Origin of the sequence: Bacillus sp. LBA3-1-1.1, from assembly GCF_040676495.1 — a bacterium.
Classification (GTDB): domain Bacteria; phylum Bacillota; class Bacilli; order Bacillales; family Bacillaceae_G; genus Bacillus_A; species Bacillus_A nitratireducens.
The window spans coordinates 73,108-87,248 of the sequence record NZ_JBEGIB010000024.1 but is presented as its reverse complement, the minus strand read 5'-3'; the positions used below and the strand labels follow the sequence as shown (position 1 = coordinate 87,248).

Annotated in this window: 15 protein-coding genes; all 15 read left to right on the top strand. The window is 40.5% G+C overall.

Annotated features, from left to right (window positions below; all coding sequences use genetic code 11):
• The first annotated feature begins 147 nt into the window (after positions 1 to 147).
• On the top strand, positions 148 to 516 hold the full coding sequence (gene nuoA / locus MRBLBA3_RS19155; RefSeq protein ID WP_363382994.1) for an NADH-quinone oxidoreductase subunit NuoA: 369 nt from the start codon (positions 148 to 150) through the stop codon (positions 514 to 516).
• Positions 507 to 1,025 carry an NADH-quinone oxidoreductase subunit NuoB gene (gene nuoB / locus MRBLBA3_RS19150; protein ID WP_000236333.1) on the top strand — a complete coding sequence of 173 codons (519 nt, stop codon included), beginning with the start codon at positions 507 to 509 and terminating at the stop codon, positions 1,023 to 1,025. The genes nuoA and nuoB overlap by 10 nt, the downstream gene beginning before the upstream one ends.
• Entirely contained in the window at positions 1,022 to 2,017 is a 996-nt protein-coding gene (locus MRBLBA3_RS19145; protein WP_363382991.1) for an NADH-quinone oxidoreductase subunit C, read from the top strand. Before nuoB ends, MRBLBA3_RS19145 begins: the two co-directional genes overlap by 4 nt.
• A gap of 3 nt (positions 2,018 to 2,020) precedes the next feature.
• Positions 2,021 to 3,121 carry an NADH-quinone oxidoreductase subunit NuoD gene (gene nuoD / locus MRBLBA3_RS19140; protein ID WP_090813721.1) on the top strand — a complete coding sequence of 367 codons (1,101 nt, stop codon included), beginning with the start codon at positions 2,021 to 2,023 and terminating at the stop codon, positions 3,119 to 3,121.
• The gene (gene nuoH / locus MRBLBA3_RS19135) at positions 3,121 to 4,122 is read left to right on the top strand and encodes an NADH-quinone oxidoreductase subunit NuoH (protein ID WP_016130961.1); all 1,002 of its coding nucleotides are present in this window, start codon (positions 3,121 to 3,123) and stop codon (positions 4,120 to 4,122) included. Before nuoD ends, nuoH begins: the two co-directional genes overlap by 1 nt.
• Before the next feature lie 25 nt (positions 4,123 to 4,147).
• On the top strand, positions 4,148 to 4,567 hold the full coding sequence (gene nuoI, locus MRBLBA3_RS19130; RefSeq protein WP_000677191.1) for an NADH-quinone oxidoreductase subunit NuoI: 420 nt from the start codon (positions 4,148 to 4,150) through the stop codon (positions 4,565 to 4,567).
• Positions 4,564 to 5,088 (top strand): NADH-quinone oxidoreductase subunit J, encoded by a 525-nt coding sequence (locus MRBLBA3_RS19125; RefSeq protein WP_001012819.1) that lies wholly within the window; start codon positions 4,564 to 4,566, stop codon positions 5,086 to 5,088. The genes nuoI and MRBLBA3_RS19125 overlap by 4 nt, the downstream gene beginning before the upstream one ends.
• A complete protein-coding gene (gene nuoK, locus MRBLBA3_RS19120; protein ID WP_000100081.1) occupies positions 5,081 to 5,395 on the top strand; it encodes an NADH-quinone oxidoreductase subunit NuoK in 315 nt (104 codons plus the stop codon). The genes MRBLBA3_RS19125 and nuoK overlap by 8 nt, the downstream gene beginning before the upstream one ends.
• Before the next feature lie 29 nt (positions 5,396 to 5,424).
• Positions 5,425 to 7,287 (top strand): NADH-quinone oxidoreductase subunit L, encoded by a 1,863-nt coding sequence (nuoL, locus tag MRBLBA3_RS19115; protein ID WP_363382985.1) that lies wholly within the window; start codon positions 5,425 to 5,427, stop codon positions 7,285 to 7,287.
• Positions 7,284 to 8,786 (top strand): NADH-quinone oxidoreductase subunit M, encoded by a 1,503-nt coding sequence (locus MRBLBA3_RS19110; protein ID WP_212088640.1) that lies wholly within the window; start codon positions 7,284 to 7,286, stop codon positions 8,784 to 8,786. Before nuoL ends, MRBLBA3_RS19110 begins: the two co-directional genes overlap by 4 nt.
• Before the next feature lie 7 nt (positions 8,787 to 8,793).
• Positions 8,794 to 10,308, top strand: a complete 1,515-nt coding sequence (nuoN, locus tag MRBLBA3_RS19105) for an NADH-quinone oxidoreductase subunit NuoN (protein WP_338022597.1) — start codon at positions 8,794 to 8,796, stop codon at positions 10,306 to 10,308.
• A gap of 211 nt (positions 10,309 to 10,519) precedes the next feature.
• Complete coding sequence (locus MRBLBA3_RS19100) at positions 10,520 to 10,756, top strand: DUF1146 family protein (RefSeq protein ID WP_000057887.1); 237 nt, start codon at positions 10,520 to 10,522, stop codon at positions 10,754 to 10,756.
• A 51-nt stretch (positions 10,757 to 10,807) separates the two neighbouring features.
• Entirely contained in the window at positions 10,808 to 11,512 is a 705-nt protein-coding gene (locus MRBLBA3_RS19095; RefSeq protein WP_412674934.1) for a YwmB family TATA-box binding protein, read from the top strand.
• A 39-nt stretch (positions 11,513 to 11,551) separates the two neighbouring features.
• Complete coding sequence (murA, locus tag MRBLBA3_RS19090; protein ID WP_000411272.1) at positions 11,552 to 12,856, top strand: UDP-N-acetylglucosamine 1-carboxyvinyltransferase; 1,305 nt, start codon at positions 11,552 to 11,554, stop codon at positions 12,854 to 12,856.
• A 252-nt stretch (positions 12,857 to 13,108) separates the two neighbouring features.
• Entirely contained in the window at positions 13,109 to 14,128 is a 1,020-nt protein-coding gene (spoIID, locus tag MRBLBA3_RS19085) for a stage II sporulation protein D (protein WP_090813728.1), read from the top strand.
• Positions 14,129 to 14,141 lie beyond the last annotated feature (13 nt).

Below are 14,141 nucleotides of genomic sequence, written 5' to 3'. Positions count from 1 at the left end.
CAATATATCGACATAGGAATTTGAAGTTTGCTATAATGATTAAAATAGTTGCATTATTTAGAAAAATTTAAAAATAATAAATGATGCAAGTAAGACATATTGTTTACTATGTGAACTTGTTCTTAATTCAGGGGGGAGGGTTTCACAATGGCAAGTGTATATGAAAATAGTTACATGATCGTTTTGATTTTCTTGCTATTAGGTATATTGCTGCCGGTAGTGGCTCTTACATTAGGGAAAATGCTGCGTCCAAATAAACCAAGTGCAGCGAAAGCGACGACGTATGAGAGTGGAATTGAGCCTTTTCATGATGCGAATATTCGATTTCATGCTCGTTATTATATTTTCGCTTTATTGTTCGTCATCTTTGATGTAGAAACTTTATTTTTATATCCATGGGCTGTTGCGTATGACAAGCTGGGTTTATTTACACTGATTGAAATGCTCATTTTTGTTGTGATGTTGTTGGTTGGATTAGCGTATGCTTGGAAAAAGAAGGTGTTACAATGGTTATAAATTTCGAGGAATTACACCCACAGGAGCGAGCGGAATTAGAAAGGAATATATTTTTTTCTACACTGGAACAGCTCAAGGGATGGGCGCGGAGCAACTCTTTATGGCCGATGACATTTGGACTGGCATGCTGTGCGATTGAAATGATGGGAGTAGGTTCATCACATTACGATTTAGATCGATTTGGCTCATTTTTTCGGACTTCACCAAGACAATCGGATGTCATGATTGTGTCAGGGACGGTAACGAAGAAAATGGCGCCTATTGTTCGACGCTTATATGATCAAATGCCTGAACCAAAGTGGGTAATTGCGATGGGATCTTGTGCAACAGCCGGTGGTCCGTATGTGAATTCGTATGCAGTTGTGAAAGGCGTAGATCAAATTGTACCAGTTGATGTATATATTCCTGGATGCCCACCAAACCCTGCTGCTTTAATTTATGGAATTAATAAATTAAAAGAAAAAATTCGTTACGAGGCGAAGACAGGGAAGCAGGTGACGAATAAATGAGTGATCCAAATAAAGACTTAGAAAGTATGAAGAGAGAAGCAGCTCGTCATGCGAAAGAGGAAGCACGAAAACGTCTTGCCGCGAAACATGAGACGGAAATGTCTAAACTTGAAGGAGAACATCGAGAAAAAGAGAAAGCGCTACCAAAAGATAAAGAAGTTAATGTAGAAGAAGCAAAACGACTTGCCGCAGCAGCCGCAAAAGCGAAAGCCGCGGCATTAGCGAAGCAAAAGCGAGAAGGAACAGAAGAAGTACCGGATGAAGAAAAAGCAAAAGCGAAGGCGAAAGCCGCAGCAGCTGCAAAGGCAAAAGCGGCGGCACTAGCGAAGCAAAAGCGAGAAGGAACAGAAGAAGTACCGGATGAAGAAAAAGCAAAAGCAGCGGCACTAGCGAAGCAAAAGCGAGAAGGGTCAGAAGAGGTAACGGACGAAGAAAAAGCGAAAGCCGCTGCTGCGGCAAGAGCAAAGGGGGCTGTAAATAAGATAGAAGATGAACCGCAGCAGGAAGAACCATCAGTTAACCAACCATATTTAAATCAGTATGTGGAGGTTGTTAAGGAGAAGTTAGGGGAATATGCATTAGTAGATTCCTATATTAATAAGCTTTCAAAAGATGTCCCAACTCTTGTGGCGGAGCCTTCAAAATATTATGAAGTGATGGAGTTAATGCGATTGCATGGGGGACTTGCTTTTGATTATATGTCAGAGCTACATGCGACGGATTTTGTGACACATATGGAAGTATATGTTCATTTATTTTCATATGGAAAGAAACAGTCAGTAGCAGTGAAGGTAAAGCTGGATAGGGAAGCGCCGCAAGTAGAATCGGTGACGCCGCTTTGGAAAGGGGCAGATTGGCCGGAGCGTGAAGCGTATGATTTGCTAGGTATTGTATTTAAAGGTCATCCTAATTTATCTCGCATTTTAATGCCGGATGATTGGGTAGGGTATCCACTTAGGAAAGATTATGAACCGTATGATGTGGAGGTGTAGCTTGTGATCCGTACGGAAGAGATGCTCTTAAATGTTGGACCGCAGCACCCGAGTACACATGGTGTGTTTCGGCTTGTAATTAAGATTGACGGGGAAATTATTAAAGAGGCTACACCAGTTATCGGGTATTTGCATCGCGGAACAGAAAAGATTGCTGAGAGCTTGCAGTATACGCAAATTATCCCGTATACAGATCGAATGGACTATTTATCAGCGATGACGAATAATTACGTCATTTGTCACGCTGTAGAGACTATGATGGATCTTGAGATTCCGGAGCGTGCTGAATACTTACGTGTGCTTGCGATGGAGCTGGGAAGGGTTGCAAGTCATCTCGTCTGGTGGGGGACGAACCTGCTTGATATAGGAGCGGTTAGTCCATTTTTATACGCGTTTCGTGAACGGGAAATGATTATTAATTTATTAAATGAATTGTGTGGTGCAAGGCTTACTTTCAACTACATGAGAGTCGGCGGTGTGAAGTGGGATGCGCCAGACGGCTGGATTGAAAAGGTGAAAGAGTTTGTTCCGTATATGAGGGAGCAGTTGGAAGGGTATCACGACCTTGTTAGCGGAAATGAAATTTTTTTAAATCGTGTGAAAGGCGTTGGCGTATATAGCGCGGAAGAGGCAATCTCGTATTCTTTAAGCGGCGCAAATTTGCGGTGCGCGGGAGTAAACTGGGATCTTCGCAAAGATGAACCGTATTCTATTTATGATCGTTTTGACTTTGATATTCCTGTTGGGAGCACGGGAGATGCCTGGGATCGCTACGTTTGCCGGATGAAAGAAATTGAGGAGTCATTAAAAATTATTGAGCAAGCAGCTGAGCAGTTCCCAAAAGATGGAGCCGTGCTGGCAAAAGTGCCGAAAATTATTAAAGCACCTAAGGGAGAAGCGTTTGTCCGTATAGAGTCACCGCGGGGAGAGATTGGTTGCTATATTGCTAGTGATGGAAAGAAAGAGCCGTACCGTTTGAAATTTCGCAGACCGTCTTTTTATAATTTGCAAATCTTACCGAAGTTATTGAAAGGTGAGAACATCGCCAATTTAATTACGATTTTAGGTGGGGTTGATATTGTACTTGGGGAGGTTGATGGCTAATGATTGAGACGCTCTTACAATCACCTTCAAGCTGGACGAATTTCTTCATTTTTTTCGGATTAGCGGTGCTTCTATTATTTGCAGTCCTTGGCTTCGTTACATACGGTATTTTGGCAGAACGGAAAGTGATGGGATTTATGCAAGGGCGGATTGGACCAAACCAAGTTGGGGGCCGGTTCGGTTTACTACAAACGGTAGCTGATGTTTTGAAATTATTATTAAAAGAAGATAGTATTCCGAAAGCTGCAGATAAACCGTTGTTCATATTAGCGCCTGTTATTGCATTTGCACCAGCATTTATGGTGCTTGCGGTTATCCCGTTTACTGATAAATTTCAGTTCGCGGATATTGGTGTAGGATTGCTGTATTACATTGCTGTTTCTGGGATTACGACGATTGGCGTTGTAACTGGGGGATGGGCATCAAATAATAAATATTCCCTTTTAGGAGGGATGCGCGCAGCAGCGCAAATGATTTCTTATGAGATTCCACTTGTGATGAGTGTAATTGGCGTCGTTTTGTTAGCAGGTAGCCTTAATTTAAATGAGATTGTAGCGGCGCAGGAGAAGGTATGGTACATTTTCGCACAGCCGATCGGTTTCGTCGTTTTCTTGATTGCGGCAGTTGCAGAGTTAAATAGGACACCGTTTGATTTACCCGAAGCGGAGTCAGAACTTGTTTCTGGATACCATACAGAATACTCAGGGTTTCGCTGGGCGTTTTTCATGCTTTCAGAGTATGTGTATTTCTTCGGGATGGCATCTTTAACTACAGTACTCTTTTTAGGAGGCTGGAATCCAGTTATGTTCCTTGGATTTATTCCAGGAGCCGTATGGTTTGCTTTGAAATTTAGCAGTGTGGTCTTTCTGTTAATTTGGTTCCGCGTTACGTTCCCGCGTATAAGAGGTGACCAGTTAATGGAGTTTGGCTGGAAAGTATTATTACCAATCGCACTTGCAAATATTTTCTTAACGGCATTGATTAAGGAGCTATTCTTCTAATCTATGAAGGGGGTGCCAGTAAGAGATGAAAGGACTATTTAAAGGGTTAAAATATACGCTTAGTAATTTGAGTAAGAAAAAGGTGACGTATGATTATCCAAATCAACCGTTACCATTACCAGACCGCTTTCGAGGTATTCAAAAGTTTTATCCAGAGAAATGTATTGTTTGTAATCAGTGTTCTAACATTTGTCCGACAGATTGCATTCAATTAACGGGAAAAAAACATCCTGATCCTACGAAAAAAGGAAAAATTATCGACACGTATGATATAAATTTTGAAATTTGTATTCTTTGCGATTTATGTACAGAAGTTTGTCCGACAGAGGCAATTGTAATGACGAATAACTTCGAACTCGCAGAGTATTCACGTGATGATTTATTTAAAAATTTGCAGTGGCTCGACGAAAACGACGAGAACGTCAGGAAGGAGAATAAAGCATGAATGGCGAGTTTGTAGCATTCTTTATCCTATCCTTGTCTGCGATTATCGGCGGAGTACTTATGCTGAACTTAACGAAAGTAATGCATATGATGCTGGCTCTTGTACTTACATTTCTTAGCATTGCAGGCTTGTACTTTCTTTTATCGGCCGAATTTATCGGAGTTGCACAAATTTTACTTTACTCTGGTGCAATCACTATTATTATGATTTTTGGCATTATGTTAACGAAACATAACGCGGAAAATGAATCGCGCCTTACTCTTCGAAAATGGATTATCTTCTTTGCGGTTGTAGCATTTGGAGCAGTTATGTATTTCGCTGTTAATAGTATCGATTTTTCAAATCAAAGCACACAAGGAAGTTTACCTCTCCATGAAAATAACACACTTCAAATCGGTACACTTCTCTATTCAAAATATATTATTCCATTCGAATTAACCTCAGTTATTTTACTTGTAGCACTTGTAGGAGCGATTATCCTTGCGAAGAAGGATGAGGGAGAGGAGGATTCCCATGAGTAGCGTTCCGGCTTCTGCGTATTTAACACTTGCGATTATTTTGTTTTGCATTGGCTTATTTGGAGCTTTAACAAAGCGAAATACAGTAATTGTATTAGTTTGTATCGAATTAATGCTTAACGCGGCCAATTTAAATTTAGTAGCGTTTAGTAAATTAGGCTTGTTTCCGAATTTAACAGGACAAATTTTTTCGCTGTTTACGATGTCTGTAGCGGCAGCGGAGGCAGCGGTAGGTCTTGCAATTTTGATTGCTTTGTACCGTAATCGCCCGACAGTTCATGTAGATGAGATGGATACGCTCAAAGGATAGCATTGTGACCGAAAAGGGGGAAGGAAACAATGATCGATTATGCATGGCTCATACCGCTTTTCCCGCTTGTTTCGTTTTTGTTACTTATTGTGTTCGGGAAGAAAATTAGAGAGGGAAGTAGTGTACTAGGTATTTTCTTTACCTTTCTCTCTTTTATATCCGCGGTAGTGGTACTAATAGAACGGTTTTCATCCGAGGCAGTGAAGCATAAGTGGGTGTGGCTTAGGGTAGGAGATATAGATATATCATTTGGTTTTGAAGTTACCGCATTAGGAGCTTTAATGTTGTTTATCGTTACGCTTGTGAGTTTTCTTGTACATGTGTACTCAAAAGGTTATATGAAAGGCGACGCCAGATTACCAACCTTTTATGCATATTTAGGGCTCTTTACATTTGCGATGCTTGGGCTTGTTATATCGACGAATTTATTACAGCTTTATATATTTTGGGAGTTAGTCGGCCTTGGTTCGTTTTTACTTATCGGTTTTTATTTCTTTAAAGAAGAAGCGAAGGCTGCTGCGAAAAAGGCTTTTATTATGACACGCATTGGGGATGTTGGGCTATTTATTGGGATGATTTTAATTTTTTGGCACGCAGGTAGTTTTGAATATGACGCGATTTTTAAAGCGATTCATACGGGCGACCTCTCTCCTTCTATGATTACAATAACGGCGATATTAATTTTTATCGGTGCAATGGGGAAATCGGGTCAGTTTCCGCTTCATACATGGTTGCCAGATGCAATGGAAGGACCGACGCCTGTTTCGGCGCTTATTCACGCGGCAACGATGGTTGCAGCCGGCGTATATTTAGTAGCGACGATGTTCCCACTATTTTCAGCAAGTGTGGTAGCGATGCAAACTGTTGCAATCGTTGGGGCTTTCACCGCAATCTTTGCGGCCTCTATTGGTCTTGTACAAACGGATATTAAGAGGGTTCTTGCTTATTCTACAGTTAGTCAGCTCGGGTATATGATGCTTGCGCTAGGCTCTGCTGGTTATGTAGCTGGTGTCTTTCACTTAACGACACACGCCTTCTTTAAAGCATTACTGTTCTTGGCGGCAGGAAGTGTAATTCATGCAGTCCATACGCAAAACATTAATAAAATGGGCGGTTTACAGAAAAAGATGAAAGTAACCGGTGCACTATTTTTAATAGGTACACTTGCAATTAGTGGTGTTCCTCTTCTTTCCGGATTTTTTAGTAAAGATGAAATTTTAGCGGCGGCTTGGATGAATGGCAATTACTTTCTATTCGTTTTAGCAGTAATTGCGGCATTTCTAACAGCATTTTATATGTTCCGTCTATACTTTCTTGTCTTTACGGGAGAAACGAAGACGGAGGAAGAAGTGCATGAATCACCTCGCACAATGACGTATCCGATGATTGTCCTTGGTGTTCTTGCGGTAGTGGCAGGCTATATAAATACACCGTGGTTCGGAACGTTTCTTGGGGATTGGCTTACGAAAGATGTAGGATTCAAAGTGCAGGAAGTACATGGACCTGTTTGGATTATGATTGTTGCGACGCTCGTTTCATTTGCGGGAATTGCCCTCGCATATTTCATATATGGTAAGAAATCTATCTCTAGAGATTGGGCAGGCGGAGAAGAGACGCCTCTTTATAACCTTTTGAAAGAAAAATATTATGTGGATGAACTTTACAATGTTACGGTGCTTCCTATTACGAAAGGAATCGCTCATGTGCTTCGCTTATTTGAAGTATACGTTGTAGAAGGAATTGCAGTTTTAATTGCGGGATTGGTTAAAGGTATGAGTGGCCTAGGATCCCGGCTTCAAAACGGGAATGTACAAGTGTACGGAACTGTAACGGCCGTTTCGCTCGCAGTGCTCATAATTATTTTGTTATATACGGGAGGGGATTTACGATGAATGGATTGCTATTAACGTTCTTCATTTTCTCCCCGCTTTTAGGGATTCTCTTGCTTGTGTTAACGCCGAAAAAAGAATCGCGTACAGTGCGAGCGCTTGGTTTATTTGGGACGGCGCTTCCATTTGGTATCGCTATCGTCCTCGCTTGTACATATGTTTCAGGAAAGAGTTTATCGATATTTGATGAGAAAGTGAAATGGATTAAATTTGGGGATTTTGCAGCGGTAGATAAAAAATGGTTTTCCATTTATTACGAGATTGGTATTGATGGTTTATCGCTTGTAATGATGGCGCTGACAGCCCTACTAGCGGTGCTTGCAGCAATTGCGGCATTTTCCATTAAAAGAAATTTAAAAGCATTCTACATGCTATTACTCATGCTAGAAATAGGGATGCTAGGTGTCTTCGCTGCTCAAAATTTAATGCTGTTCTTCATCTTCTTTGAAATTACGTTGCCACCAATGTTTTTATTAATTGGCAAGTGGGGGAAATTGTCGAGTGAAAAGGCTGCATATAGTTATTTAATATATAACGGTATCGGATCAGCTATTTTACTTATCGTTTTCTCGGTTTTATTTGCGAAAACAGGTACAACAAATATTACGGAGCTTAAAGAAATATTAACAAGTGTAGGTGCTGGGGGAGGAACGGCTGTCTCAAGTAGCTTACAGTTCGGCTTGTTTCTTGCCATAATGATTGCCTTTGCGATTAAGCTTCCTGTTTTCCCTTTGCATCGCTGGATGGTCAATGTACACATAGAAGCGCATCCTGCTGTAGTTATGCTTCATGCGGGAGTTTTACTGAAAATTGGAGCGTACGGTATTATTCGCTTCGGGAAAGGATTATTTCCAGAACATTTTCGTGATTTTGCAACGCTAATTGCGATTTTAGGAGTCCTTAATTTATTGTACGGGGCCTTTCTAGCACTCATCCAAACGGACTTTAGAAAGGTGCTTGCTTACTCTAGTATTTCGCATATGGGCATTGTATTAATGGGGCTTGCGGCGTTAAATGCACCAGGTATACAAGGGGCACTGTTCCAGGTTGTGTCTCACGGTTTAATTGCGGCATTGCTCTTCTTCTTACTTGGCATGATTGAAGAGCGTTTTGGGACTTCAGATATTACAGCGCTTGGTGGACTTGCAAAAAGTGTTCCTGTGCTTAGCGGCTTCTTCCTAGCGGGAGGTATGGCATCGCTTGGGATGCCAGGGATGTCTGGATTTATTAGCGAATTCCTTGCCTTTCTCGGTTTATTCCAAGGGCAACCTGTTATCGCTGCCGTAGGTGTACTTGGAATTATTTTAACCGCTGTATACGTATTAAGAGCGACACTTCAAGTGACATTTGGTAACAAAGAATGGGAAGCGAAATCTGATATACACGGATGGGAGTACGTTCCTGTTATATTACTTATCGTTTGTATTATCGCAATTGGAGTAATGCCAGAACTACTAGGGGATCCGCTTCAAAATACGTTGAAAACATTGGGGGTGAAGTAGGATGGATATGAATACGTTACTTAGCTTGTCGTGGCATCTGATGGTGCCGGAATTCATTATTCTTGGGGCAGCCATCCTTCTTTCCATATGTGATTTGTTTTTTAAGCTGAACCATAGGCACGTTGCGATTGGTGCAATCGCAGCCGTCGTATTAGCGGCCGTGTCATTAATTACGCTATATAGTGAACCGGCGGGAGATATTTTAAATGGATCGTTTGTGTTAGATGGATTTTCAAAAGGGTTTAAAACATTGTTATTAATCGGGGCAGCTCTCGTCTTATGTATGGCAATGAGCGATGATGAAAAGGATCCTATTCAAGATAAGGGAGAATATTATTACTTAATGTTAATGGCGCTTCTTGGAGCGATGTTCATGGCTTCGAGCGTTGATTTCATCACACTATTCGTCGGTTTAGAATTGCTGTCGCTTTCTTCCTACATTCTTGTAGGAATCCGAAAAAGAAACCGCGCATCGAATGAGGCGGCAATGAAATACGTCATTAACGGAGGAATTGGAACAGCAATTACGCTCTTTGGAATGAGTTATTTATACGGTATTACAGGATCGACCAACATAGTGGAAATGCAACAGGCATTTACGCAAGGATTGGCCGGGGGTATTCAATTATTGTTAGCTCTCGCATTTCTACTTTTACTTGTTGGACTCTCATTCAAAATTGCAACAGTTCCATTTCATATGTGGGCACCGGATGTGTATGAGGGAGCGGCTACACCTGTCACTGCTTTTCTCGGAACGATTTCTAAAATTGCTGGTTTTCTACTCATTACGCGTTTGTTTCTTATGGTGTTTGCAGGCGTGGCAATCCAAGGGGACGCACAATCTTTGTACGGGCGTATGAGTATATACATTGCTGTGCTAGCTAGTATTACGATGATTATTGGGAATGTAGTAGCATTAAAGCAATACAACGTAAAACGTCTATTTGCCTATTCAGGTATCGCGCATGCTGGGTATTTGCTCGTGCCTCTTGTGGCGCTATCACAGTTCACGATGGATAGTATGTGGTTTTATATGCTTGCATATATGCTTATGAATATAGGAGCATTTGCAATCATCCACGGATTAATCTTACAAAATGATAAGGAAAATATGACGATTTTTACAGGATTATACAAGCGATCTCCATTTACAGCTATAGTGATGACAATCTTTATTTTATCGTTAGCTGGAATACCGGGGACAGCTGGTTTCATCGGGAAAATTAACATCTTTTTAGGGGCACTCCATGTTGAACCTGCTCATTACGTATTAGCTTCTATTATGATGGGGACAACAGTTGTTTCATTCGTATATTACTTTCGGATATTACAGCAAATGTTTTTCCGCACTGGAGAGACAGAAGAGAGGCTTCGGTTACCGTTAAATATAAAGATTGTCATGAGTTTTTGTGCAATTTCGATTGTAATACTAGGGATTATGCCGATGATTGGTTACAATTTCTTTTATGAATATTTTCCATTAATGAAGGATTTCTTCTTCTTGGGTAACGTGGTACAATAGTGAAAATAAAGGGTGTAGAGTCCGTACTCTGCGCTTTTTATTTTGGAGTAACAGCAAACGGAAATGTATATAAGTATATGTTTTTTGAGAGGAACTTACGATTTGAAATGTAAGAAGCCTATTCGCGTTTGAAAAAGTGTGGCTCCTACTTATTATGGTATCGTTTTTACATTTTGCGTAAGTAGTAGCCAAGTAAAAAGGGGTCGATTTTTTGGCACAACTTTTAGGGCAACAAGCACTGATTGCCATTGTTTCGCATTTATTGTTTATTACTATTACGTGGTGGGCCTTGCAAGGTATTCACATTGAGCGTTTAATGAAGTCTGGGAAAGTGATACAGACGAGAGTATTACTCATCCTAGTTACGATTGCGATTGGGACATCTGTCAGTAACTTTTTCCTTGATTATTTAGGCTATTCAAAGAGTTTAACGTATTTAGTAAAGTAAGTGTATAGAACCTCATATCTCCGTTAACAATGGGGATAGGAGGGGATGAAATTGAAGCTTAAAGCCATTCTTATCGTTGTCTTGAGTGTTGTTTTATTTTTGGTTGGATATAGAGAGATGAAACCTATAAGCGATGAACAGAAGATGGAGAGCATGATCGCAACTTTAGAGAAGAATGATGCAAAAGTAGAGCGGTGGTCATGGTTAGCGCGAGAAACAAAAACAATTTCTAATATACATACGTTTCAAAAATTGTTAAACGATGTGAAGGAAAACGCAAATATCGAAAGTTGGGAATTAGAACAATCTCCAGATGGATATAAAGCTACATCCTATAAAAAATCTTCTTCATATGAAGAACGAGTAGTAGTAACTTGGACTAAGGAAAATACTAAAGAAAACACTTTCATTATATTTGAGGTAAGCGGGGCGAAATGGGACCCGAAGTACGTTCAGAAAATGAATAAAATTTTTAACGGAAAACCTACAATTTATACTTGTGTTCAAGGTGTATTGAATGATAAGATTGAAGGTGTTTTGCAAAATAAAACCAATCAGGTTTTGAAAGATCTTTCAGCAAGAGCGATCGAACAGACAGAAGAAAGAGCATTTGTGTCAGTCTCCGCATATAATAAAAAGTGGAATGACGCTCTTTCGATAAATAGAGAGAAAATAAATGTGCAAATAGCAATACGTTCTACAGACAACAAAGATACAATTGTGGTTGGCACACCGATCATAACTTCTGAGTATTGAGTGAATAGATACTGAAAAAAGGACACGGAGGGGAATAATTTGGAAAAGATCATCGTCCGTGGCGGAAAGCGGTTGAACGGCACAGTGCGTGTTGAGGGCGCAAAAAATGCTGTATTACCTATAATCGCTGCAGCCCTATTAGCGAGTGATGGAAAGAATGTACTATCTGAAGTACCAGTTTTGTCTGATGTATACACAATTAACGAGGTATTACGTCATTTAAATGCTGAAGTCGTATTTGAAAATAACCAAGTAACAATCGATTCTTCTAAAGAATTAAACATTGAAGCACCATTTGAGTATGTACGTAAAATGCGTGCATCTGTCCAAGTAATGGGCCCATTATTAGCACGTAACGGTCGTGCTCGTATTGCACTTCCTGGTGGATGTGCAATTGGTTCACGTCCAATCGACCAACATTTAAAAGGCTTCGAAGCAATGGGAGCAAAAGTAAAAGTTGGTAACGGTTTTGTTGAGGCGTACGTAGAGGGAGAACTAAAAGGAGCTAAAATTTATTTAGACTTCCCAAGCGTAGGCGCGACAGAAAACATTATGTCTGCAGCGACATTAGCAAAAGGGACAACAGTCCTTGAAAACGCAGCGAAAGAACCAGAAATCGTTGACTTAGCTAACTTCTTAAATGCGATGGGAGCGAAAGTACGCGGAGCTGGAACTGGAACGATTCGTATCGAAGGCGTTGATAAATTATATGGCGCAAACCACCCTATTATTCCTGACCGTATTGAAGCAGGAACATTCATGGTTGCAGCAGCAATTACTGGTGGAGACGTCTTAATTGAAAATGCTGTACCTGAACATTTACGCTCAATTACAGCGAAAATGGAAGAAATGGGTGTTAAAATTGTTGAGGAAAATGAAGGTATACGTGTTATCGGCCCAGATAAGTTAAAAGCGGTTGATATTAAAACTATGCCTCACCCAGGTTTCCCAACAGACATGCAATCACAAATGATGGCATTATTATTACAAGCTGAAGGAACAAGCATGATTACTGAAACGGTATTCGAAAACCGCTTTATGCACGTTGAAGAATTCCGTCGTATGAATGCTGATATTAAAATTGAAGGTCGTTCTGTAATTATGAACGGTCCAAACAGCTTACAAGGTGCTGAAGTAGGCGCGACTGATTTACGTGCAGCAGCAGCATTAATTTTAGCTGGTTTAGTATCAGAAGGTTATACTCGTGTAACAGAGTTAAAACATCTTGACCGTGGCTATGTAAACTTCCATAAGAAATTAGCTGCATTAGGTGCAACTATTGAACGTGTAAACGAAAAAGTAGAAGAAGTGAAAGAACAAGAAGTTTCTGATCTTCACGCTTAATTGAAATAGTCTCTATGTCTTTTGACATAGGGGCTATTTTTTTTACTATTACTGTTATAGTCAAGAAATTCTATACTTATGCACGTCTCAGTAAAAATATTTAGAAAATTTTCGTTTTATTTCGCTATTTGTGATCAGTACAACTTCACCTCATTAAAGTTTCACTTTATATCGATACCCCCAAGTATGTTCTAAAAGATTCCATAGTTCCATAAGAATGAAAGGAAGCCAACTTTATATTGGGGGAATAGGATGAAATTTTCAAAGCCACTTTTCATTACGGTAGCGCTTTTAATAGCGCTCGTCATCATTGTACCTGCTGCTCTTGTCATTCCGTTTGCGAAAGCAAAAGTAGGGGAAGAAGCAGCTTCTAAAACTCCTCCAGCGATAGAAAGCATACCAGCTCCAGGGAAAGTGGATACAGCGGTTCAGGTTGCTGTATATCGCGATCGACAGAAGAAGGTAGACACATTACCTATGGAGGAGTATGTGACCGGTGTAGTAGCTTCTGAGATGAATGCCAGCTTTGAAATAGAGGCGCTAAAGGCGCAGGCATTAGCAGCGAGAACATTTGTAGTCCAGCGTATGCTAAGCGGAGGTAAGAAAAACAATGCGGACGTGACAGATACGGTGAAAGATCAAGTGTATAAAAGCAAAGAAGAATTGAAGAAACAATGGGGTAATAACTACGAAAATAATTTGAAGAAAATCGAGGAAGCCGTTTCGAAAACCGCAGGACAAGTTTTAACATATGATGGAAAACCAATTTCAGCTTCTTTCTTCTCAACGAGTAATGGCCGGACAGAAAATGCAGCTGATTATTGGGGGAATGATTATCCGTACCTGAAAAGCGTAGATAGTCCGTGGGATCAAGCATCTCCAAAATTTACGAGCGAGCAAACATTTACAGTAGCTGACTTTCAAAAACGTCTCGGTGTGAAAGTACTAGCGGACGGAAAAGTCGGCGATATTAAAGACCTTACAGAAGGCAAACGAGTAAAAGATGTAGCGTTTCAAGGAAAAACATTAACAGGAAAAGAAGTACGTGAAAAATTAGATTTACGCTCGTCTGACTTCACGTGGAAACAACAGGGGGATAAAATCGTCGTTACAACGAAAGGATTCGGTCATGGCGTTGGCATGAGCCAATACGGAGCGAATGGCATGGCAGCGGAAGGTAAGAAATATACAGATATCGTCGCTCATTATTATAAAGGCGTTGAAATAAAGACGATGAATGATTATGAAGGAAAATTGATGGTGAAGAAGTAGGGTGAAAAAGAGG